The 24,096-nt window shown below is 44.0% G+C and carries 19 protein-coding genes; 11 read left to right on the top strand and 8 right to left on the bottom strand.

The genetic code is table 11. From position 1 onward, the window contains the following. Window positions 1-186: 186 nt before the first annotated feature. Window positions 187-2,142 carry a tetratricopeptide repeat protein gene (locus ACQKC9_RS07350; protein WP_427621188.1) on the bottom strand — a complete coding sequence of 652 codons (1,956 nt, stop codon included), beginning with the start codon at window positions 2,140-2,142 and terminating at the stop codon, window positions 187-189. A gap of 551 nt (window positions 2,143-2,693) precedes the next feature. Between ACQKC9_RS07350 and hemA the strand changes: the two genes are divergently transcribed. The 4 genes from hemA (at window position 2,694) to ACQKC9_RS07330 (ending at window position 6,789) form a co-directional block, all read left to right on the top strand. Next, the gene (hemA, locus tag ACQKC9_RS07345) at window positions 2,694-4,103 is read left to right on the top strand and encodes a glutamyl-tRNA reductase (RefSeq protein WP_427621187.1); all 1,410 of its coding nucleotides are present in this window, start codon (window positions 2,694-2,696) and stop codon (window positions 4,101-4,103) included. A gap of 358 nt (window positions 4,104-4,461) precedes the next feature. Further along, window positions 4,462-5,598 carry an aminotransferase class V-fold PLP-dependent enzyme gene (locus tag ACQKC9_RS07340; protein WP_427621186.1) on the top strand — a complete coding sequence of 379 codons (1,137 nt, stop codon included), beginning with the start codon at window positions 4,462-4,464 and terminating at the stop codon, window positions 5,596-5,598. Between the two features lie 235 nt (window positions 5,599-5,833). Beyond that, window positions 5,834-6,271: a YeeE/YedE family protein gene (locus tag ACQKC9_RS07335; RefSeq protein ID WP_427621185.1), complete on the top strand. Its 438-nt coding sequence runs from the start codon at window positions 5,834-5,836 to the stop codon at window positions 6,269-6,271. Window positions 6,272-6,369: 98 nt separating this feature from the next. Continuing rightward, complete coding sequence (locus ACQKC9_RS07330; protein ID WP_427621183.1) at window positions 6,370-6,789, top strand: DUF6691 family protein; 420 nt, start codon at window positions 6,370-6,372, stop codon at window positions 6,787-6,789. A 207-nt stretch (window positions 6,790-6,996) separates the two neighbouring features. On the opposite strand, the gene ACQKC9_RS07325 is transcribed toward ACQKC9_RS07330, so the two are convergent. Continuing rightward, window positions 6,997-8,661, bottom strand: a complete 1,665-nt coding sequence (locus ACQKC9_RS07325; RefSeq protein WP_427621182.1) for an AMP-binding protein — start codon at window positions 8,659-8,661, stop codon at window positions 6,997-6,999. A 403-nt stretch (window positions 8,662-9,064) separates the two neighbouring features. Between ACQKC9_RS07325 and ACQKC9_RS07320 the strand changes: the two genes are divergently transcribed. Continuing rightward, the gene (locus ACQKC9_RS07320) at window positions 9,065-11,200 is read left to right on the top strand and encodes an FAD-dependent oxidoreductase (RefSeq protein ID WP_427621180.1); all 2,136 of its coding nucleotides are present in this window, start codon (window positions 9,065-9,067) and stop codon (window positions 11,198-11,200) included. A gap of 146 nt (window positions 11,201-11,346) precedes the next feature. On the opposite strand, the gene ACQKC9_RS07315 is transcribed toward ACQKC9_RS07320, so the two are convergent. The 4 genes from ACQKC9_RS07315 to ACQKC9_RS07300 all read right to left on the bottom strand — a co-directional run bounded on the left by ACQKC9_RS07315 (window position 11,347) and on the right by ACQKC9_RS07300 (window position 14,568). After that, window positions 11,347-12,114: a lysozyme inhibitor LprI family protein gene (locus ACQKC9_RS07315; protein WP_427621179.1), complete on the bottom strand. Its 768-nt coding sequence runs from the start codon at window positions 12,112-12,114 to the stop codon at window positions 11,347-11,349. Window positions 12,115-12,224: 110 nt separating this feature from the next. Further along, window positions 12,225-12,641: a VOC family protein gene (locus ACQKC9_RS07310; RefSeq protein WP_427621178.1), complete on the bottom strand. Its 417-nt coding sequence runs from the start codon at window positions 12,639-12,641 to the stop codon at window positions 12,225-12,227. Between the two features lie 208 nt (window positions 12,642-12,849). Then, window positions 12,850-13,854 carry a lipoate--protein ligase gene (locus ACQKC9_RS07305; RefSeq protein WP_427621177.1) on the bottom strand — a complete coding sequence of 335 codons (1,005 nt, stop codon included), beginning with the start codon at window positions 13,852-13,854 and terminating at the stop codon, window positions 12,850-12,852. 300 nt (window positions 13,855-14,154) lie between these two features. Further along, on the bottom strand, window positions 14,155-14,568 hold the full coding sequence (locus tag ACQKC9_RS07300) for a hypothetical protein (protein ID WP_427621175.1): 414 nt from the start codon (window positions 14,566-14,568) through the stop codon (window positions 14,155-14,157). A gap of 604 nt (window positions 14,569-15,172) precedes the next feature. On the opposite strand from ACQKC9_RS07300, the gene ACQKC9_RS07295 reads away from it, so the two are divergent. Then, entirely contained in the window at window positions 15,173-16,102 is a 930-nt protein-coding gene (locus ACQKC9_RS07295; protein WP_427621174.1) for a DMT family transporter, read from the top strand. A gap of 244 nt (window positions 16,103-16,346) precedes the next feature. Continuing rightward, the gene (locus tag ACQKC9_RS07290; protein ID WP_057758073.1) at window positions 16,347-17,450 is read left to right on the top strand and encodes an alkene reductase; all 1,104 of its coding nucleotides are present in this window, start codon (window positions 16,347-16,349) and stop codon (window positions 17,448-17,450) included. Between the two features lie 87 nt (window positions 17,451-17,537). Here the strand turns inward: ACQKC9_RS07290 and ACQKC9_RS07285 are convergent, their stop codons facing one another. Further along, window positions 17,538-18,503, bottom strand: a complete 966-nt coding sequence (locus ACQKC9_RS07285) for a pirin family protein (RefSeq protein ID WP_427621172.1) — start codon at window positions 18,501-18,503, stop codon at window positions 17,538-17,540. Window positions 18,504-18,744: 241 nt separating this feature from the next. After that, window positions 18,745-20,085 carry an NAD(P)/FAD-dependent oxidoreductase gene (locus ACQKC9_RS07280; RefSeq protein ID WP_427621170.1) on the bottom strand — a complete coding sequence of 447 codons (1,341 nt, stop codon included), beginning with the start codon at window positions 20,083-20,085 and terminating at the stop codon, window positions 18,745-18,747. Window positions 20,086-20,432: 347 nt separating this feature from the next. On the opposite strand from ACQKC9_RS07280, the gene ACQKC9_RS07275 reads away from it, so the two are divergent. The 4 genes from ACQKC9_RS07275 (at window position 20,433) to ACQKC9_RS07260 (ending at window position 24,091) form a co-directional block, all read left to right on the top strand. Further along, entirely contained in the window at window positions 20,433-21,311 is an 879-nt protein-coding gene (locus tag ACQKC9_RS07275) for a branched-chain amino acid ABC transporter permease (protein ID WP_057758078.1), read from the top strand. 76 nt (window positions 21,312-21,387) lie between these two features. Then, window positions 21,388-22,485 (top strand): branched-chain amino acid ABC transporter permease, encoded by a 1,098-nt coding sequence (locus ACQKC9_RS07270; protein ID WP_057758081.1) that lies wholly within the window; start codon window positions 21,388-21,390, stop codon window positions 22,483-22,485. Next, entirely contained in the window at window positions 22,482-23,249 is a 768-nt protein-coding gene (locus ACQKC9_RS07265) for an ABC transporter ATP-binding protein (RefSeq protein ID WP_201548964.1), read from the top strand. The genes ACQKC9_RS07270 and ACQKC9_RS07265 overlap by 4 nt, the downstream gene beginning before the upstream one ends. Beyond that, window positions 23,249-24,091, top strand: a complete 843-nt coding sequence (locus ACQKC9_RS07260) for an ABC transporter ATP-binding protein (protein WP_010196012.1) — start codon at window positions 23,249-23,251, stop codon at window positions 24,089-24,091. Before ACQKC9_RS07265 ends, ACQKC9_RS07260 begins: the two co-directional genes overlap by 1 nt. Window positions 24,092-24,096: the final 5 nt, after the last annotated feature.

The raw sequence follows: 24,096 nt of genomic DNA, 5'->3' as shown, positions 1-24,096 counted from the left end.
GTTTCTCAAAGTGGAAAGATGAACAAAGATATTAGCTTAAGCGTTATTTGTTGCTCGGTTATGCACGGCTGTTAACTTCTTATAACGACCTTGTAATTTATAAATGCTTCGGTTTTATAAAGACCTTGTCAATTATCATATCTCTGTAACCGCAAAGCTCGAATAGCACATCCAAAATCATCACTATTAATACAGCTGTATGCGGTCATTGATATTGTGCTGTCCAAATGAGAAGCGCTGCTGCAAATCTGCGAGTAACGCCTCAACTTTGTCATTGTTACCTAAGCCTTGATAGGCACGCAATAACAGCGTGCCTGAACGCAAGGTCGGTAGCACATCATAAGGTGTCTGTAGGTAGTCGATGACCTGCTGATAGTTCTCTTTGGCTAATGCATTGCCTGCCAAGACATTTAGGGCTTGCAGATGTAGGTCGTTATCATAACGTGGGTCATCATAGCGAATCTGAATAATCGCTGTCGCTAGCGCCAGACCTTGCTCTGAGCTACGCTCATTTGCCAGTAGCAACTGTGCATAGCTTAACTGATAGGATAAGTTACTAGGATCTAATGCCTGCAAGTGATTCAGCAAAGTACGCTTAACGACATAGTCTTCTTTATCATCTAACAGCTGAGCCCGTGCAAAGAGTAGCATCTCATTATCAGGATATTTACGAGCGGCACGGGTTAGTAAGCGTAGTGCTTCATCCGACTCGTTTTGTTGCCACAAGATATCGGCTTGCATGACAAAAGTGTCAGGCGCGAATACTGTGAAGTCTTTGCGCAGCTTCTCTAAAGTCGCGATTGCCGCATCGACATCGTTATCGAGTAATTCAAACGCCACTACTTTTCTACGAGCTTCTAATACCAAATCCTCTTGCATGACGCCATTGAGATAGTATTTGGCTTGATCGAACAACTGCTGACGCTCAGCACTGATACCCAGATAATAATAGGCTTGATCAAGATAAGCTGGACTCTTGGCAAGCATATTGAGTAGCTCATCGGCACTAGCGTACTCTTCAATATCCAAGCTCACTAAAGCTGCGAGTAGAGTAATCTCAGAATCATCACTGAAACGGCTATGCGCCTCAAGCAGTAACTTCCACGCTTGTTCGCTTTGTTTTAAATCTAATAGATAGCGAATCTCATATAAATACAAGCTTTTGCTATCAGGGTTGCGTAGGCGAGCTTGACTGACATAATTGATGACAGTCTCTGCGGTGACAATTTTGCGCAATATATCGGCTTTTAAGGTAATAAAGGGCACGTAGTCTGGCTGACGCTCTAGCGCTCGATTGATATGAACGATAGCCACTTCAGGTTCGTTAAACTGATAGAGTAAACCCGCTTTTAATACTGACAATGAGGCATTTTGCTCGCTATCTAGTGGCTGCAACGCGGCAAGAAGCTCACGTTTGTCATCATCATTATTTGGGTAAATACCTATGAGAATTTCACTTAAGTCTGCGCGTGGATCATAGCGCAAGATGCGGTTTAAAGTTTCACCCGCTAATATGTAGTCGTGGGCACGTAAGGCCAAATGCGCGACATAAAACCATGCAGGCACGTGGTCAGGGTTTTGGTCTTGCCATGTCTTGGCAAATTGTAATGAGTCTTCAACCCTTTCGTTACGCAAAGAAAGGCTAAGCGCTCTCTCAAACACGGCTGTTGCATCTTCTTTAAAAGACTGTTGCTTATAAATAGAGACTGCACGTCGTTTGTCGTCGCGATCAGCAGCAAACTCGGCATCCAGTAGAGCGTACAAGCTTGGTTCACTAAGCTCAGGCTGCCATAAGCTGGCTGGCGCTAGGCCATTAATGTTTTTTACGTTTTCTATGGTGAGCGTATCTTCATTATAAGGTGTATCAATCGCAGCACTATCATCATTTGGTTTATCGGCAGTTACCTTATTGGCAGCTGCCTTATTATCGGTAGCAACGGATACGTTAGGGATTTTTGTTTCTAGCAATACATCAGGATGGCTAGCATGAACAGGGGCTGCCAAACACAGGCACACGGCTAGAGACAACGCTAGCTTATATCGTTGACACAGGCGCTCAATAGCGACATGCAATAAAGCACGGAAGCTAGAGTATTCGCTATAGGGATGTAGTGACCGAAGTAATGACCCAAAAAAAATCATAGATAGCCGTATTCGCCTATGGTTTACCTACAAAGATAAGGCAAGTTTGTTTTAATTATTTTACGTTAGATATTGGCAATATGTACCCATGACAAACATTATAAGAGTAGACCGATGAGATAAACAATAGCATCCGTGTTACTCAGGTATCGGCAGGTCTGACTGTATGAATGTGCTACTAGTAGCGAGTACGTCGCCAAAGAACGACACTGCAGATGATTAAATATAGATAGGTCTGTCAAACTGAATATTATAGAAATATAACAAGTTAAGATAGAGTAAGCGAATGATTTAACAATATATTATTGACCATAAGTTAAAACCCAGCTATTGATTTTATAAATCGTATGAGTAGTTGATTTGTTACATTTGCGACCAGATACAGAGATATGGTTATCATAGATGGGTGAGTGTTAATTAAAGCCCGCAATAATGATATAATAGGCGGTTTTTAGGGTCTTCCTTTTTAGCGCTGTCGTCAAAAACTGTCTTTTAAAAATAATAAGATAGCGTAAGGGGCAACTGAGCGTCATGTTTATGGTCTATCGATAATGAGATTAGTGGTCATTGGGGTCAATCACAAAACTGCACCAGTCGCTCTGCGAGAGCGCTTGGCGCTTGTGGGTGACGATGTAAATGTCGCACTCAAACAAATAGAAGCCTTTACTGATGGTAGCGTGATCGTCTCTACTTGTAACCGTACTGAAATCTATGCGCTAGTGCCACAAACGTCAACGTCGCAGCCCGCTAATAGCCAATTATCTGACTCACAATCATCCAATGTGCAAGATGTCAAAGCTGCTGGCCAATCATCCAACAATACTTTTAGTAGTAGCATGAATATCTCGTCTGCTGCGATTAGTGCGCATATTACCAAAATCAAAACGTGGCTGGCTGATTTCAAGCAACTACCACTCGTTGATATTGATCCTTATCTCTATGTACATCGTGATACTCATGCATTGACTCATTGGTTAAGAGTAGCGGCTGGTCTCGACTCTATGATACTGGGTGAGCCGCAGATTCTCGGTCAAATCAAAAACTCTGTGCATCTGGCTCAAGACCAAAAAGTACTCAGTAATCAGCTAGGCTGGATCATCGATCAAGTATTCGCTGCCGCCAAACGAGTGCGTAACGAGACGCAGGTTGGCGCGCAGGCTGTATCGCTTAGCTTTGCTGCAGCTAAATTGGTCACACAAATATTTGATGATTTACCCAGCCGTACTCTACTGGTCGTTGCAGCAGGTGAGATGAATCGCTTGGTTGCCACCCATATCGCAGGACTAGGGGTCGGACGAGTCATTATCTGTAACCGTAATCCCGAACGTGCCGAAGCCTTGGCCGCTGAGCTACGTGGCCCTAATCGCCGCGTAGACGTTAGACCTTTACAAGAGTTGCCGCAAGTATTGGCAGAAGCCGATATCGTTAGCAGTTGTAGTGGTAGTATGGATTTGTTGATTGATAAGACGATGACCATACAAGCGCTGAAGCGTCGCCGTTATCAGCCAATGCTTATGATAGATTTAGCCGTACCGCGCGATATCGATTCGACCATTAGCCGTATTGATGATGTTTATCTGTACTCTGTCGATGATTTGCAGCATGTGATTGCAGGTAATATCGAGCAGCGTCGCCAAGCAGCAGTGGATGCTGAGCTGCTAGTCAGTCAATTGGTGGTTGAGATAGATCGCCGCTTTCAGGTTCGCCAAGTCGGTAAAGACATTCAGCAGTACCGTGCGTGTACTCAAGGTCAAGTCGATAAGCTGCTGCATGAATCTATTGCCAAGCTGCAACAGGACGATGTCAATCCAGAAGATATCATCACTGAGCTATCACGACGTTTGACTCAAACACTGACTCATGCGCCATCGAAACTGATGCGCAAAGCCGCACGTGAAGGTGATAGTGAGTTGCTAGACTTCGTGGTGTCAGGACTACAAGATGCTCATCGAGGGCATTGATGTTTTTATCGTGGCTTTATAAATCAAAATTTATCAACCAATACCTACCAATAAATGCTCGATAGCGCAAGTCATATCGTTGCCTGAGCGTATCGTTGTCAACCTTCAGTATCAGTGCTAATATCAAGCTCTCATGGATGGCTTAGGTCAAGATATGTGCTGGTATTTGCTCGTAATATGACTACAAATATATTAACTTAATGTTAGTAGACCTCATCAGTGTCCATTGTTTTTTGTTCGTTTAAAAATAATGCATTTCTAGACAGCGCAAGACCTCACCATCAAAAATAATAGCATTTGATTATAGTGCTATCTAATCCATGTCGCATATTATCTAACCATACACTAGGAGTGTTCAATGCCTGCATTACGTCAAGATATCGATCCAAACGGCTTATTAGAGTATTCAGTGGTTTATACCGATCGTGCGCTGAACCATATGTCAAAAGCCTTTCAGCAAGTGATGAACGACCTATCTAGTGACCTAAAATCTGTGTATAACGCGGATGCAGTGGTGATCGTTCCTGGTTCTGGTACTTATGGTATGGAAGCCGTCGCTCGTCAGTTGGCAAATGATGAAGACTGCCTAATCATTCGTAATGGTTGGTTCAGCTATCGTTGGACGCAAATCTTAGAAAAAGGCAAAATTGCCAAGTCATCTACAGTCCTCACGGCCAATCGTGCCGATGACAGTGAGTCGCCAAAGCCGTTTGCTCCAGTCGACATCGATATGGCTGTAGCCAAAATTAAAGAAGAAAAGCCAGCAGTTGTATTTGCCCCGCATGTTGAAACCTCATCGGGCATCATCTTATCAGATGAGTATATCAAAGCGTTGAGCGAAGCTGTGCATAGTGTTGGCGGATTGTTAGTCATTGATTGCATCGCCTCAGGCTGTGTATGGCTAGATATGAAATCATTGGGCATCGATGTGCTGATTAGTGCACCGCAAAAAGGCTGGAGCAGTACACCGGGCGCTGGCTTGGTCATGCTAAGCGATGCTGCTGTCAAAAAAGTAGACAGCACTGAATCTGATAGCTTTAGTATCGACCTAAAGCAATGGTTGAACATCATGCGTGCTTACGAAAATGGCGGCCATGCTTACCATGCGACTATGCCGACAGACAGCTTACGTCAGTTCCGTGATGCTGTGAATGAAGCCAAAGCAATCGGTTTTGATAAATTGTGTGACGCACAGTGGACACTTGGCAAACGTATCCGCGAAGTACTAGAAGCCAAAGGCGTTGAGAGCGTCGCTGCCGAAGGTTTTAAAGCACCTGGCGTTGTCGTCTCTTATACTGATCGTGATGACATGCATAAAGGTAGCGCGTTCGCTGAAATCGGGGTACAAATCGCGGCTGGCGTACCATTAAAAGTGGGCGAGCCTGATAACTTCAAAACTTTCCGTTTGGGTCTATTTGGCTTGGATAAATTGACTGATATCGATGGCACAGTAGCGCGTTTTGAAACGGCACTTGATAAAGTGCTAGGCCAGTAAAGATACCAATTAAGAGGGCTGATAAAGACAGTAATGTGATAGCTTATTAAGTCTTTTTCACTGCCCTTTTTAAAGCCTTTACAGTACTATCTTAACAGTTATAAAAAATACTGAACCATTAGCATTATGCTAGGTTCAGTATTTTTTTACCTTTTTATTATATTTTATAATATAATGTATTTTTATAAATTAATACTCAAGTACGTATTTAATAAACTTAATTAGGTAGTCCGTTATGAGCATACAAATAGATTGGCAAGCATTTACGCCGATCTCTTTAGTTGGGGGTCTGATGCTAGGCGTAGCGACGGTTATCTTACTGCTAGGTATCGGCCGTATAGCAGGTATCAGTGGTATTTTTTCAAGCCTACTAAAACCCAAGCGTGTAGAGATGTGGCAGGTGCTATTTATACTGGGTTTGGTCGTATCACCGCTGCTATACCAGTTGGCAAGACCACTACCTGAGGTAGCTATCAGTACTTCCGTGCCATTATTGATTGGTGCAGGGTTACTGGTCGGTTTTGGCACGCGTTTAGGGTCAGGATGCACCAGTGGGCATGGTATCTGTGGTAATGCACGGCTGTCTCCACGGTCATTGGCAGCGACCGTCACCTTCATGCTGTTTGGGATTGTGACCGTTTATATCGGTCGTCACGTACTAGGCCTGCTATAGCGAATTCATGGCTTATTGCCAGATGAGGACTGATAATCGGGCTAACGCGCGAACGACATATGATGGTTAATAAAAAATAATAATAGCGAGATACGACGATGCTAAAAAATATAATCGGATTGCTAGCAGGACTGCTGTTTGGACTCGGACTACTGGTGTCAGGTATGACCGATCCTGTAAAAGTACAAGGGTTTTTGGACGTATTTGGCGCGTGGGATATCTCCCTTGCTCTTGTGATGGGCGGTGGTCTGATAGTGGCATTTTTCGGTGTGCGATTAGCAAATCTTCAACAAAGCAGCTGGATTGGTACACCGATTGATATGCCAAGCAAAACCGTTATTAATAAAAAATTGCTTATCGGTGCGATGTTGTTCGGTATCGGCTGGGGGCTGGTTGGTATCTGTCCAGGACCAGGAATTGTATTGCTCGGTACGGGCCAATGGCAAGCCTATGTGTTTATTCCTGCCATGATTATAGGAATGCTAGTTTATCAATGGCTTGAGCCTAAGCTTGGCTGATATAGTTAGTTCTCTATAAATTGGATACGGTGTCAGCCTCGCTTAGTCTACTATTTGTAGTACTTTCACTTGGCTTCCTTGTCTCCAAATTATATTGAACCAACTATAGTATAAATAGGCTAGCACTCGAAAAAAGGTCAGTCACTTATACGTGATTGACCTTTTTTATGAATATTAATTTGTGACAGGATTTAATATATTGTCAGATCATTTAGCGCTGGCAGTTACTTTTGGCGTTTCGTGTGCCAACGACTTAGCCGCTTGGCGTAGCTCAAATTTTTGTACTTTACCGGTACTGGTCTTCGGTATTTCTGCAAAGACAATATATTTCGGCACTTTAAAGCCTGCTAGATGCTGACTGCAATGTTCCATCACCGTATCACGTTGCAGCGTGCTACCAGCATGAATCTCGATAAAGGCGACGGGCACTTCACCCCATTTATCATGTGGCGCGGCAACGACAGCACAGTTTTCAATCGCAGGTAGTTTATACAAGACGTTTTCTACCTCGATACTAGAGATATTCTCACCGCCTGAGATGATGATATCTTTTAGTCGATCCATGATTTTGATATAGCCATCAGGATATTTGACGCCCAAATCGCCTGTGCGGAACCAGCCATCAGCGAATGCTTCTTCAGTAGCCTTGCGGCTTTTTAGGTAACCTTTCATCACCATATTGCCACGTAGCGCCAGCTCACCCATCTCTGCTCCATCGGCGGCGACTGGTTCAGACGTACCTTGCTTAAATACTTCAAATCCTGCCATCAAGTGTGACGTTACGCCTTGACATGATTTCTTTTGGGCACGGGTAGCCACATCAAGCTCATCCCATTCTTCCTGCTCAGCGCAGACCGTCACTGGCCCATATACTTCAGTGAGACCGTAGACATGCGAGATATGAAAGCCCATTGCTTCCATCGCGGCCAGCATAGTTTCAGATGGCGGTGCACCAGCGACCCAACCTTTGACGGTATGGGTGATGGCTTCTTTATACTCAGGTTTGCCGCCTGCAATCATATTGTGCACGACTGGCGCAGAGCAGTAGTGACTAACTTGATGCTTGGCAATCAGCTGTAATATCAAATCAGCATCAATTTTTCGCAAGCATACATTGACCCCAGCACGTTCAGCGATGGTCCACGGAAAACACCAACCGTTGCAGTGAAACAGTGGTAGCGTCCATAGGTACATCGGGTGTTTGGGCATATCCCAATCTAAAATATTAGAGATAGCATTGAGAGTTGCACCGCGATGGTGATAGACCACACCTTTGGGCTTGCCTGTCGTCCCAGAGGTATAGTTCAGCGCAATAGCATCCCACTCATCTTTCGGCATCTCCCAATTATTCAGGCTGTCTGAACTAGTAATCAATGCTTCATAACTCATATGCCCAAAGCGCTCAACATCGACAGCTTTGTCCGTTGAATGAATGACGATTAAGTCTGGAAAAGTCTCATTGATAATCTCAGCATGCTCAGCAAATTCGCTGTCTAGAATTAAAACCTTTGCTTCGGAATGCTGCAAGCAAAAGGTAAGCGCATTGATATCGAGTCGGGTGTTTAAGGTGCAGAGTACGCCGCCTGACATCGGCACGCCAAAGGCGCATTCGACCATTGCTGGGGTATTCGGCAGCATCACGGCTACGGTGTCATTTTTATCGATACCCAATTTGCGCAGGCCATCAGCCAGTTTGCGACAGCGGGTATAGGTCTGTTGCCATGTCTGAGTGAGATTGTTGTGTTCTAGGTCGTCATAAATGATGGCAGTCTTATTAGGATAAACTTGCGCGCTGCGAATGATAAAATCAATAGGGGTAAGTGGTTGATGGTTGGCGGCGTTTTTGCCGAGACCTGTATGGAAATCTGTCATGATGATAGTCCTTTATCGTATTTCTATAATGCGTCAGTACATTAACGTCAGTATATTATTTAGTACAGTAATCTAGCATAGAAGTTATAGGTATAAGTCGATATTTATCGATTTATATCTTAGTCTAATCTCTAAGTGACATTAAACTAACGGTATATAATCTACCTCAAAAGTTGGCTGGGTTTTGTGGTGTTTGCTTAACCGTATGCCACAGTACATCCTGATACACCGTCCCGCTCGTTATAGCAATTAATATAGTGCTCACTCATCAGTCGCTTGTCTGCATAGCTGACAATAATCGCGGTGTGTTACGATATCGATGTTGCTAAACCCCTTAGGCCCACTAATTCTAAAAAGCCGTTTTTAAGAAGTAGCCTCATAAACTATTCATAAGGAAAATGATATGTCTGCCAGCCATAGTGCCAATACGATCCAAACCGCTAGCACCAATGAACACTATCCGCATTTATTTGAGCCGCTAGATTTGGGCTTTACTACGCTAAAAAACCGTATGGTGATGGGCTCAATGCATACTGGGCTTGAAGACCGTTTTTATAATTATGGCAAGCTGGCGGCGTATTTTGCAGAACGTGCCAAGGGCGGCGTGGCAATGATGATTACTGGCGGTATCTCGCCCAATCGCGAAGGTTGGTTGTTGCCTGCTGGCGGAACGATGAATACTAAAGCTGACGTTATCAACCATCAGCGCGTTACTCGTGCTGTGCATAAGCACAACAGCAAAATCATCATGCAGATATTACACAGTGGTCGCTATGGCTATCATCCTTTTGCCGTATCCTCTAGCCCGATTAAATCTCCAATCTCACCGTTTAAACCGCGTAAGATGAGCATTAAAAACATCGAGCAGACGGTAAAAGACTATGCTCGCTCAGCCAAACTTGCCAAGCAAGCAGGCTATGATGGCGTCGAAATCATGGGTTCTGAAGGTTATCTGCTCAACCAGTTTTTATCAAGCCATGTGAATAAGCGTAAAGACATTTATGGTGGTGATATTCATGGTCGTATGAAGTTCGCTGTTGACGTGGTCAAAGCGGTACGTGAGGCGACTGGCGAAGACTTTATTATTCTATTTCGCTTATCAGTGATTGATTTGGTCAAAGACGGTAACGTCATGGATGAAGTCATCACCGTGGCTAAGGCACTAGAAGAAGCGGGTGTGACTATCATGAACACTGGTATCGGCTGGCATGAAGCTCGTGTGCCGACTATCGTGACGAGCGTGCCACGAGCCGCTTTCGTTGATTTCACCGCTGAAATCAAAAAGCATATCAGTATCCCGATGATGGCGGCCAACCGTATCAATATGCCAGAAACAGCAGAAGAGATCGTTGCGACTGGTCAAGCTGACATGATTCAAATGGCGCGTCCATTCTTGGCTGATGCGCATTGGGTCAATAAAGCCAAAAACGGACAGACAGATCGTATTAATACCTGTATCGCTTGTAACCAAGCCTGCCTCGACCATACGTTCGAAAACAAACGCTCGACTTGTCTCGTCAATCCGCAAGCCTGTTATGAGACTGAACTGGTCTATAAGAAAACCAAAAAACCGAAAAAAGTCGCCGTCATCGGTGGCGGTGTTGCTGGTATGTCAGCTGCTCATGTGGCGGCCTTACGTGGTCATGACGTGACTCTGTTTGAAGCTAAAGACGTACTTGGCGGACAGTTTAACTATGCCAAAGTCATCCCTGGTAAAGAAGAGTTCTTTGAGACTATTCGCTACTATATCAATGAGCTTGAGCATCTGGGTGTTGAGATTAAACTGAATACCAAAGTTGATAAGGACATGCTTGAAAAAGCTAAGTTCCATCATGTCATCGTGGCAACGGGTGTCGTACCGAGAAGTCTAGAAGGTAAGCTCGAAGGGGCTGAGCTGCCACAAGTAATGAGCTATGCTGAGCTGCTGTCTGGCGAAAAAGCAGTGGGCAACACAGTCGCGGTCATCGGTGCTGGTGGTATCGGCTTTGATGTCAGTGAATATCTGACAGCCAATCATGGTAAGTCGCTTGATGAAATCGGCCCTGATGGACTAAAAGATCCAAGCTATCGCCCTGAGCCACAGTCTATCAGCGAATGGCGTGAAGAGTGGGGCGTGACCAATGATACCGATTATCAAAGTGATGGTGGTCTGGTCAGACCAGCAGCGATTAAACCAATTCGCCAAGTTTATCTCATGCAGCGTAGCAAAGGTCGTCTAGGCAGTGGTCTGAACAAAACCTCAGGCTGGGTACATCGTGCGCATATCAAATCGCATGGCGTGATCCAAGTTGCCGGCGTGCAATATGACAAAATCACCAACGAAGGTATCTGGGTGACTAACCCACAAGGTCAAAGCCAGTTATTACGTGTCGATAGCGTCGTTGTCTGTGCCGGTCAAGAGTCAGTCGTTGAGCTGATGCCAAACGTTGGTGATGCGCCAGACGCGCAATATCACCTCATCGGCGGTGCTAAGCTAGCAGCTGAACTAGATGCCAAACGTGCGATTCGTGATGGTGCTGAAGTCGCCGCTCAGATCTAAATTCTTTAGCATGAATGTTAAATAATGGACGGCGAGGGGATATCTCTTGCCGTCTTTTTTTTATTTAGAATGAAAGTTTGACTTATTAAATTGGATATTCAGTTCAGCTTATGTTTATTTTGAGAGAGTAGAGTGATTTTGTTCACTTACTCACGCTCTAATATAATACCGTCAAAATATCCTCGCGCACCACAACGCCCCCACCTAAACTGATCATCAATATCTTTTAATAACAAATGGGATTTACCTTTATAAGTTGATGGATACAAGCGTAGTTCAACGTTTTTATCTGGTTGATCATCATTAATGACCCAATGGTTTTCTGACCATATGGCTTTACTCTCTCCCAAATCGCAGGTGTGAGCATTGGTAAAAATCAAAGCGCCATCGATAATGGAAAGATAAGGCTTATTAGCGACACTATGAATCGATACCGTGTTTTTTGCCTCTCCTGTATCTTCCCAGCGCTGAGTACCTGAATTATATATTGAGATTTGAGAGGTTTGAGAAAACTTACCAAAGGCACTTTTACTCGGTAAATCAGAAGGACTCAACTCATCTGAAAAATTCCAAGCCACACCGTAACTGCTTTGTTCTTCGATATATTCTTTATACTCACGTATCAGACATTCTTCACTTTTACAGGTATTCCGTTGAAAATTCAGCCATAATTTTTGATCTATAATCACATTGTTTTTATAGCTTTTGCTGTCTTCTTCGTTAGCTGCATTATTGAGATTAGTCCTATACTTCTTTGCCATTACGTTATCAAGCTTAGAAAGCTCAGGACTGTCGCAAACTGTTTTTTCTACCCACGTAGCAGCCTTATTGCAATCAAAACTTGCTGAATTTGCATAAGTGGAAAGTAGGCAAGTGCCTAAAATACCGATTGTAGTGATGCATAACCTTTTCATATTACCCTCATTTTTTAGAGCTTGATTGTATTTTAAGAAAGCTATAACTGTGATATACGTGTCATCATCATTATCTGAAAAAACAAATCAGCCTAGTTAGCCTCACTCACCTACCAACTGCCAATATTTTCCATCAAAATCCAAGGCTCAATAGGTTCTAAGTCTTCGCCATTTTGTAGCAGCTCAATTGAGATATTATTAGGGTCTTTAACAAAAGCCATATGGCCATCTCTAGGTGGTCTTAATATCTCGACCCCTGCCTGTATAAAGGTGTCGCACTGTGCGTATATGTTGTCGACTCTAAAGGCAAAGTGCCCAAAATTATCGCCATTGGTATATTCTCTTTCATCCCAGTTGTGTGTCACCTCAATTTCTGGTGCACCCTCATGCGTTGCTAAAAAATATAAGCTGAATCTGCCTGATTCAGAGTCTCTCTTTCTTAGCAGTTGTAAGCCCATAAGGTCACAATAGAAAAATAACGTTTCTTCTAGTTTGTTGGTTCTAATCATTGCATGTAAGTACTTCATGAAAATACCTTAATATTGATTTTTCATAAAAAATGGAGTAATGGCAGGATGCTTGTTATGCTTCATTAATATACAAAATATCAGATGGCGCATGTATGATATCAATACCGTTAACTATATACAGAGCATTTGTGTCAGTAACTTTTACCAAGCAGTGCAGGCGGCATACCCTGCAATACTTGCTAGATTAAATCTGACGTCGCAAAATCTAACCTTCCATCTCACCAACTAACCACTGCTCAAAATCACCAACTTGCGCTGCCAATTCAGGTTGCGCTTTTGCTAGTTCATCGAGCTTGTTTTTAATCTCAGGCTTATTATATTTAACGCCAGTCAATGTGTCTTTCAGCAGATCAATAAGCTCAACATTTAGCGCGTCAGAGAAGATGACAACCTCGGTGATCATCGCCTGCTTCACATCCATATGCACATCCATCATGCCCCAATCAAATCGCGTCTCGATATGATGAGTGAACTCAGGCGTTTTACCAAAGCGCCAATCCCAGTCTGCCATTTGCTGATAGTAAGCGTTTAGCGTCGGTTGCTTAGCAAGGCTGGCTTCATCTAACTGCTCAACCTGTGCAATCTCTCCATGATATTCACAGAACGCTTCGATAATCGCATCAGACAGTATCTTGTGATTGATAGTCTCATTAAAATCTACCAAGTTTGCCACGCGCGCACGTACAGACTTGATGCCTTTTGCTTTGAGCTTTAGCGGATGCGGGTTCAGATAGTCGCCAAGCTTTTGCATATTGGCATTGACCAGCAATGTGCCATGATGAAAGCTGCGATCGGCGGCATGTCTAAATGCGCTGCCCGATATTTTTCGGTCGTCGACCTGCATATCGTTACGACCAGACAGCGTGGCGTCTATGTCGAGTTTCTTAAGCGCATTGATGATGATAGTAAAGTTTGCTTCTTGGTCGTAAGCATCACTGGGCGATAAAAAGGTAAAATTGGTATTACCCAAATCGTGAAACACAGCGCCGCCGCCGCTCTGACGCCGTGCTAAAAATACATCGTCTGCTTCCATTTTATCGGTTTTGCACTCTACCCATGGATTTTGTGAGCGTCCAATAACCACAGTCTCAGAGTTACGCCATAAAAATAGGGTATGAGAGTCGGGATTGAGTGTATTAAATATCCAATCCTCGGTGGCAAGATTAAACCAAGGATTGGTCACAGTAGACTTTAGGATGCGCAGTTTCATGTATTTGACTCTTTAATAAACTGGGTTGGTGAGTAGGTTTTATAAATAGGTAGCATCATTCTTACCGATGCAGGGTTATAATTCAATGGCTGTCCAACAGGGAGGAGGATTTTATCAGTGGCTCTGACAGTGGCTCTGACAGTGGTGAAGACGTTGAGTATATAGAAAAAACGGTGAGAAAATTTTATAGAAGAGGGCGCTAAGGTTGATGCTTCAGTTTTTAGCGGGCGGCAATAAAAGCCAAGCAAAATGCTCAGCTTAATTACAGTTTAAGACAATAAATTTTGAGAGTACTTTGTTCTATCTAGCACAAATCTCCCACTGCGATTTTGTACTAAGATAACATTGCATAACTGCTTTACCAGACTGCGCATAAGCATCACTGACAATACGCTGATTGGTTGGCAGACGATATCTGATGATCGCGGGCTCGTCATTGACGGTGGTCGTCCATCCAGTCACTTCATTACGGTCATTATAGTTTGCACTGGTAGAGGTTGCCATTTTGCCAAATCCTGGCAGGTTATAGGAGACCTGTCTAAAACTATAACTCATCGCTGCACCCTCAGCACCCTCATACTGACAGTTCAGCTTTTTTTGTAGTTTATCTTGTTTATAAACATAGCAAGTGGTCTCATCTGAGAACTGACCAACCCCGCAAAAACCTGCCGTTGCAACTGACATCATACCGATAAATAACGCTATCCTTTTCATAATCATTCCTCAATAATTTATAAATCCTACTAATGATGTTTGCCATCTATTTTTTGTATTGCCAAATACTAACCAATACTTTTTAGATAGTAGAAAATTAGCGAACAAATATCAACTAATATATTTTGAGAAAATCTTGAATTGATTTATCAGAGCTACTTTTAACAACAGTATTATTAAGAGTAGCGGTTATAGAACAAGGCTATAAGAAGGGTTTACTATGACCGTAAATCTATTTTTATAGATATTGAACGGATAACTTACTTAAGGATGACTTTGGAGTTCTTTAGTATGTGAATAGAAAGGCGCTGGAATAGGCTAAAGTATATGAATAATAGGATCGGCGCTGCTTGCTATACGGTGCTTACTAAAAGGAATTTGTCCAGATTTATAAATTATCAAAAGGTGCAAACCTTAAAACTGTGCTAGAAAAATTAATAAATAGATAAAAACTCACTATAAATTTTATAAAAAATTACCCATCAAACAATTAAAAAGTTATCATCATGAGTTTTTAATCACATGATAGTTTTTACAACGCATCAGACGCTTATGACCGACACGAGTTGGTAAACGCAGTCTAAGCGCTTAATAGGATTACCCAATGACCAACCGTGACCTCATCATCTTTGTGACGCTCTCTTTTATGTGGTCACTCTCTTTCGTCTTTTATCGTATCGGCGTGCCTGAGTTTGGCTCATTGGCATTCGCCAGCTTACGTGTGATATTCGCCGGATTGGTCATGTTGGTATTTGTATTGCTCAATAAGAAAAACAGAGTCGGCATCAAGGAGCATTGGAAAATGCTAGCGCTCGTTGGCTTGTTTTCAGCAGCGCTACCTTTTGTGCTGTTCTCGTTTTCCGCGCAGTCAGTGAACGCAGGCGTGCTAGCTGTACTAAATGCCTCTGTACCGATGATGAGTGGTTTTATCGCTAGAGTCTTCTTTAAAGATAGGTTATCAAAAAAACAAGCACTCGGTTTGGTCATCGGAGTGATTGGGGTAATCATACTGATGAGCGAAAGCTTGTTTGGCGGTGGTGAGCCAGGCAAAGGATTGATCGAAGGGCTACTACCGATGGGCTACGCGCTGTTGGCTTGTGTAGGTTATGCGCTTGGAGCCAACATCACCAAAAACTATCTGTATGAGGTATCGCCAGTCGCTATCACCGCAGGATCGCTCATTATCGGTAGTATCATTATGCTGCCCGTGGCTTTTAACGAGTTCCCATACGGTAAAGATATCAGCATAAAGGCATGGGTATCCGTGATCTGTATCGGCGTATTTTCGACCGCCATTGCCCTTATCTTTATGAATCAGCTGATCAAAAATATTGGGCCGACGCGAGCCACTAGTATTACCTTGGTGATTCCGATTTTTGCTATTATTTTAGGGTATCTACTACTTGGTGAAGCCCTAAATATCCAAGCTATCATCGGTTCAGTAGTGATATTGTTTGGCACGTATTTGTCACTAGAGCTGTCTGTCAAAAAGATGCTACAACCAAAGAATCCCACGCGGGCGACGAGAGTTTAAGCTACGGTAAACTGTCTTCGTAGCCTGTAATTATAAAGATTCGAATATCTAAATATTGGTGTTTCTGTTTGTAAATATTGCTTGGAATAATTGCATTTACCCCCTATAAAGAACTCGGCTTATGAGTAGCGTACTTTGCAAATTATAGAACGACAGCTAAGTGCTACCTACTAATATAAGTGCTATTTATTACCAATAATAGTAGACCTGATACTAAGGTTTAAAACAATAAACAGGGCTTTTTATGGCACACGATAATTTATTTGAAACCGTCGAGATGGGTACCCAAACCCTAAAAAACCGCATCATTATGGCACCGTTGACGCGTCTGCGTTCGGTTGAGCCAAGCGATGTACCAACAGCACTGGCAAGCGAATATTATTCACAGCGCGCAGGTTCTGGCTTGGTAATCACTGAGGCAACGCAAGTTTCTTTCCAAGCGAAAGGCTATGCTGGCGCGCCAGGCGTTCATACCAAAGACCAAATCACTGCGTGGAAAACCATCGTAGATAACGTGCATGCTAAAGGTGGCAAAATCGTAGTACAGCTATGGCACACAGGTTTAGTTTCTCATGAGAGCGTACAGCCAGATGGTAAAGCGCCTATCTCTGCTTCTAACGTTGATGTTGGTGTACGTACCTCGCTACGTGACAGCGATAACCAAGCCATTCGTGTAGATGCAACGCCGCCTCGTCCAGCCACACTTGAAGAAATCAAACAAGTTATCGCTGACTTTGGTCAAGCCACTAAGAACGCTAAAGAAGCGGGTTTTGATGGGGTAGAGATTCATGGTGCCCACGGTTACCTATTGCATCAGTTCTGGGTTGAGCAAACCAACCAGCGTGATGATGAATACGGCGGTAGCCGCGAAAACCGTGCGCGCTTGACACTTGATGTTATCGATGCGTGTGTAGACGCTTGGGATGCAGATCATGTTGGTATTCGTATTTCACCACTTGGTACGTTCAACAACGTAGAAGCTGGATATAACGAAGACGAAAATATCTGGATGATTGAGCAGATTAACAAACGCGGAATCATGTATCTGCATCTGTCAGAGCCAGATTGGGCAGGTGGTACGCCTTATAGCGAAGACTTCCGTAAGCGTGTGCGTGCTGCTTTTGATCAAATGATTATCGCAGCTGGTGGCTATACTGCCGAAAAAGCAGAGCAAAATGTAAAAGCGGGTTATATCGATGCAGTCGCCTTTGGCCGCGACTATATTGCCAACCCTGACTTGGCTGAGCGCATCCAAAAAGGCGCGCCACTTAATGAGCAGCATCCAGAGTCTTTCTATGGTGGCGGTGCTGAAGGTTATACCGACTATCCATTTTTAGACCAAGCGTAATAGTTAGATTTTTAGCTAAATAATGCAACACAAAAAGGCCGCTTAACTATTAATAGTTGAGCGGCTTTTTTTATGCACAAATTTTCATTATTTGCCGAAAATGCCTATTTGATAATCACGAAAGGTTTGACGTAGTTCTTCTTGAGTATTCATGACAAAGGGACCGTGACCTGCGACTGGTTCGCCGATTGGCTTGCCGCTTAGCAGTAGCAATTTGATAGGTGTGTCTTCATCGGTAGTTGCAGGGTAGGTCAATTCGATAGTATCAGTCGTAGGTAAGGATGAATGTTCAGATTGAGTGCCTACATGATTTCGAGTAGGCGCTGAAAACTCTATTAGGCTACCTGCGCTGACGGCTGTATCGTTGACCAATACTTGACCTTCTTGTACCAGCAGTAGGGTGTTATGCGTTTTCGGTACTTGTAGCGAGGTTGTACCTGCTTTATGTAGCTCGATATCCCACATATTGACTGGCGTAAAGGTCGTTGCTGCTCCCGCTATCCCATGCCAGTCACCGGCAATAATGGCAGCTTGGCCAATGACAGTTTGCTCGTCGCTATTGTCTATCAGATCAACAATAGGCATATCAGCACGTTTGATAGATTGATATTTGGGGTCGGTCAGTTTGTGGGCGCTTGGTAAGTTAACCCATAACTGCACCATACTAAAAACACCGCCACGTTGCCCAAAGGCTTCAGAGTGGAACTCTTCGTGTAGAATGCCGCGACCCGCAGTCATCCATTGTACATCGCCTTCTAAGATATCGCCGCGCCCACCTGTTGAGTCTGCATGGCTAATCTCACCTGAATAGGCGATGGTTACGGTTTCAAAACCTTTATGTGGATGCAGTCCAACACCATGTGGCTGTAGCTTATAATTAGGATTGGGCGAAAAGGTCGTGGGCTGACCGTAGTCAAATAATAAAAAAGGATCGGTATGGCTATAGTTAAAATCAGGATTATTATCGAGATGATTGATTAGGGTTTTTACAAAGAACCCGTCACCTACCCAATGCGGCTTTTTATCACCATGAATATGCTTGATTGGACGCATGGATTACCTCATAAGTCTAAGTGGCATTGCTATCAATAGGATGAATGCCTTACGTTAATTCTACTATGAAAATAGACTTATGTTGTGTTTATTCTCATTGCTCTCTAAGATTACTGTCTAAAACCACTCAACTATCATCAAACATATTGTCAGCCATTATCTGAGTAATAGTCAATTATTCAAATGCTAACAGACACTAAAGCCAATATTATCGCTATAAATAGTGAAGCCATTAAGGTGATTAAACGACTTCACCACTGACAAAACCACTGGCCCAAGCCCATTGGAAATTATAACCGCCAAGCCAGCCAGTCACATCGAGTACCTCACCGATAAAATACAAGCCATCTTGCAAGTTGCTTTGCATCGTTTTGGAAGATACCTCGTCGGTTGTGACGCCGCCGCGTGTGACCTCAGCGGTACGGTAGCCTTCTGTACCAGAGGGCTTGAGCTGCCAGCCATTGAGCGTAGCCCCAAGTTCTGTAAGTCGCTCGTCTTTAATATTGGCAAGCTCAGTATCCTTGATGTCTTCCCACAGATGCGTCTGTAACGCTGCCAATAGCTTCTTGGGTAGCGCATTGTCTGTGTTTTCTGCCAATACGGTACGAATTAGTTGGCGTGGATGCGATTTTTTGCGAGTGAGCGAAAGCTGAGTGACATCTATCTCAGGCAACAGATTGATACTGATGGTTTCGCCAGTCTGCCAATAGTTGGATAGCTGTAGCATGGCAGGGCCAGAGAGACCGCGATGGGTAAATAGGACGGGTAATTTGAAAGAGATACGCTCGTTACTGGCAATAACTGGCAGACTGATACCAGCCAAAGCACGGATAAGCTCGCCTGTTTTATCAGTGAAAGTAAACGGGACTAAACTGGCATCAGTAGGCACGAGGGTATGCCCGAACTGCTGCGCCAACTCATAGCCGATACCACTTGCTCCCATGGTCGGGATAGATAGGCCACCAGTAGCGACCACCAAAGACTCACAGCTATAGCGTGTTTGCGAAGGTTGAGTACCGTTCGCGATGTCTTTTTTACCAAGCTTTTTGCTCGTCGTTAGATAAAAGCGTTCGCCATTATCATGAGCAGCAGTTTTAACATGATCAATTTGAGCATTAAGCTTTACTTGTACGCCTACAGCCGCGCATTCATCTAGCAGCATAGATAAGATGTCTTGTGCTGAGTCGTCACAGAACAGCTGACCATGTTCGCGCTCATGGTAGGCAATTTTATGCGACTCTACCATGCCGATAAACTCCCAACTCGGGTAACGACTTAGCGCTGATTTGCAGAAGTGGGGATTGGCACCGATAAAATGCTCAGGCTCCACAAAGTAATTGGTAAAGTTGCAGCGACCACCACCCGACATCAAAATCTTTTTACCAGCTTTATTGGCATGATCCAACACCAATACGCGGCGACCGCGGCGACCAGCAGTCAGTGCGCAATACAGTCCTGAAGCACCAGCACCGATGATAATGACGTCATAATGATTATCAATGGATTTCTTAACTGACGATGGATTGCCTACTGACGAATTGGTTGGTTTAACTGGCTTTGTTTGTTTTGACATTTGACTCATGATGATGACTTATAGAATAGGTTTGGATAGACGATATAAAGTAGCTAATTATACCATGGCAGTAATGGTGGTGTTTTTAGGTGAGTAATATAAATAGCTTTTGCCACTTGCTATAAATCGTTGAATAACTTTGATTTTTCTATAGACAATAATTTGTAGTTGGTATAATGTGAATACATGAATATGATTTGCTACTACTGCTGCCATGTTGATTACTTACTAAAACGCTGGTCGTTTTGATATGAAGAAAATGAATTTCTTTACAAGTAGTTGATGAAAGAGTCAGTCGATTGAACCGCTTATTCAAACATTGTCACGGATGATAATGTTAAGACAAAAGGGACTTTATGGATATCCTACAACTGCTCATTAGCGGGATTGCTAATGGTTGTATATATGGGCTGTTAGCGCTGGGTTTTGTACTCATTTACAAAGCCTCAGAAGCGGTCAATTTCGCCCAAGGAGACATGCTTATGCTCGGTGCCTTTTTAGGCATATCTTTCATCAATGCCGATCAGGCAAACCTTCCCTTCTTATTAGGCATCACCTTTGCTGCTGTCATCATGGGTGCATTTGGCTACTTACTAGATCGCTTTATCCTACGTGGTATTTTTGGTCAACCGCAATTTGCGATGGTCATCCTTACCATCTCGCTTGGTTTCCTAATGCGCTTTGTCGCTGGTGTCATCTGGGGACATAGCCCAGTCTCACTACAGACACCGTTTTCAGGCAAGATGTTGGCATTAGGCTCACTGAGTATCGCTTATGTCGACATTATTATCATCATATCTACTATCGCATTAACCTCCATTTTGTACTTCTTTTTTGCCCACACGCGGCTTGGTATTGCAATGCAAGCCAGCAGTCAAAACCAAATGGCAGCCTACTATATGGGTATTCCCGTCAAGCGGGTCAACGGTATCGTTTGGGCATTGTCAGGAGTGGTTGCTGCACTTGCTGGAATACTCTTTGCGGCCAAAGGCGCCATCGAACCCTCTGTCGGATTACTATTCGGTATCAAGGCCTTTGCCGCTGCGGTAATCGGTGGCTTAGGCTCCTTGCCTGGTGCGCTGGCAGGCGGGTTGCTAGTAGGGGTGATAGAGCCCTTTGCTGGTCGTTATCTACCGCTAGGTCTTAGTCAAATTGCGCCTTATGTGGTTATGTTGATCGTACTAATCGTACGTCCGGGCGGTATTTTTTCTCAGGTCAAACAGAAAAAAGTATAGAAGCTTTGATCCAAGGCAGCTTTGATTCAAGGATGACAAAGCGGCCTCCAAAACTTTTCAAGGATGAGTACTGCCCATGAAAGCTCAGTTTAAACACAGCTATGATCAAGATATCAATATCTTCGATGACAAAAGCCAACTCATAAAGTATGGCGTGCTTCTCTTACTATTACTAATGGCGCCTTGGTTGTTGAGCAACTATTACATCAGTGAGCTTAGCGCCATATTGATTTGGTCTATCTCTGGACTGGGTCTGATGCTCTTGACGGGGCACACCGGACAGGTCAGCTTAGGGCATGCCGCCTTTATGGCGATAGGGGCATTTAGCCATATGGCACTGATGGCTCGAGGGTGGAATTTCTTCCCTGCTTTGATTGCCTGTGCACTCATCACTGGGGTTATCGGTGCGATCATCGCCAGACCAATCTTACGAACCAGCGGTATCTATTTAGCCATCGCGACTTTGGCGCTTAGTATTATCGTTGAGGACATCGCTATCGTTGCTGAGCCTATTACGGGCGGTATCTCTGGCACCTTTGCCTCTCCTATCAATCTGTTTGGTTACACCATCGATCGCTACATCACGCCCAAAGCCTTTTATTATTTATGCCTCGCGCTCGTAGTGCTAGTTACCTTAGGGTATATCAACTTACTTAGAAGCGGCACTGGACGATCGTTCTTAGCCATCAGAGACAGCGAAGTATCCGCCCGCGCGCTTGGCGTCAATGTACCGCAAGCCAAAACGCTCGCTTTTAGCATATCTTGCGCGATTACCGCTATTGGCGGCGCTATGTATGGGCATTTTGTGCAAGCGGTCAATTATGAAAGCTTCACCGTTATCATCTCTATTACCATCTTACTGCAGATTGTCATCGGTGGTTTGGGCTCCATACATGGTGCATTTTTTGGTGCTGTCGTCGTTGTCTTATTGCCACAAGTGATTGCTATCTTAGGCGATATGGTTGGTCAAGGTGCGGGCTCTAGTATCACCAGTATTCCTGGTATTGATACGGCGCTGTTTGCCCTAGTTATTGTCATCATGATCATCTATGAGCCACGCGGTATATACGGCATTTGGATCAAGATACGGACTTGGTTTCAGATGTTTCCGTTATATCGAAAAGGACTGTTTCGCCGTTCTAAAACTTATCTTAAAACGGAGCGTATGCGATGAGCTTATTAAAAGTTGACTCCTTATCTATCGCGTTCGGCGGTGTCAAAGCCGTTGATAACATTAGCTTTGAGGTAAACGAGGGCGAGGTATTCACTATCGTAGGGCCTAATGGTGCTGGTAAATCCACGATTTTTAACTTAATAAGTCGCTTGTACGAGCCGCTTAGTGGTCGTATTACCTTTGATGACACTGATATTACCAAGCTACCTGCTCACGATATCGCAAAACTGGGTATTGCTCGTACGTTTCAAAACATTGAGCTGTTTGATCACTCAAGCGTGTTACAGAATCTGCTTATCGGTCGCCATTCGCAGCGTAATACGTCATGGATACAGGATTTGTTGTTTTTACCAAAGGTGCGCCGTAGTGAGCGAGAGCATCGTCTACAAGTTGAAAAAATCATCGATTTTTTAGAGTTAGCCCCTTATCGAGATAAGCTCATTGCAGGTTTGCCTTACGGCATTAGAAAGGTGGTTGAGATTGCGCGCGCACTAGCCGCTAATCCAAAACTTATTTTGCTCGATGAGCCGGCCTCTGGTCTCAGCGTAGAGGAAACGTCCGAGATGGCATGGTGGATCGAAGATATGCAAAAAGATCTTGGCTTGACTATCTTGATGGTAGAGCATGACATGAGTCTTGTGAATCGAGTGTCAGATCGCGTATTGGCCGTCGCTGAAGGTAAGTTTTTGGCTCAGGGCACGGCAGCTGAGGTGCAAGCCAATCCACAGGTTATTGAAGCCTATCTTGGACAGGAGAGTGTGTAATGTCAGCTATTAAAAAATCATTATCCTCTGCCGCGCCGGCTACTGAAATGAACTTGGTCGACTCCGAAGTAAAGAACAACGTGCTTGAAGTGCGAAATTTAGAATCCGCTTATGGTCCAGTGATGGCATTAAGAGGCGTGAGTCTAGAGGTGCCCGAAGGTAAAGTTGTCACGATTTTGGGCGCGAATGGGGCGGGCAAGACGACATTAATGAAGACTATCTCTGGTGTTATCAATCCTCGCAAGGGCGCAGTATGGTTTCATGGTGAACGTATCGATGGCACTGAGCCTGATCGCTTGGTCAAAAAAGGACTGTCGCACGTACCCGAAGGGCGCGAGGTATTTCCCTTTTTGAATGTCGCCGAAAATTTAGCGATGGGCGCTTATACTCGCCGTGACAAATCTGAGATACAGCGTGATGTCGAGATGATATATGAGTATTTTCCCATTTTAAAAGATCGCCGTACACAAGCAGCTGGCACGATGTCTGGTGGTCAGCAGCAGATGCTCGCTATCGGTCGAGGGCTAATGTCACGACCCTCTCTTATGCTACTCGATGAGCCGTCTCTTGGACTATCTCCGTTATTGGTACAAGAAATATTTGCCATCATTCGACGTTTAAATAAAGAGCAAGGCGTGACGATTCTACTGGTCGAACAAAACGCAAGAGTTGCCTTGGCGGCAGCGGATTACGGTTACGTGTTAGAAACAGGACGTATTGTGATGGCAGGCTCAGCGGACAAACTCATGCACTCTGATGATATTAAAGAGTTCTATTTGGGACAAACCAAAGATAACACTGCGGAAGCCACTCGGTGGAAACGCAAAAAGACTTGGCGATAATAATC

Source organism: Psychrobacter sp. NPDC078409 (assembly GCF_050268505.1).
In the GTDB taxonomy this organism is placed as follows: domain Bacteria; phylum Pseudomonadota; class Gammaproteobacteria; order Pseudomonadales; family Moraxellaceae; genus Psychrobacter.
The sequence above is the reverse complement of the archived record's forward strand: the minus strand, read 5'-3'. Positions and strand labels throughout refer to the sequence as shown.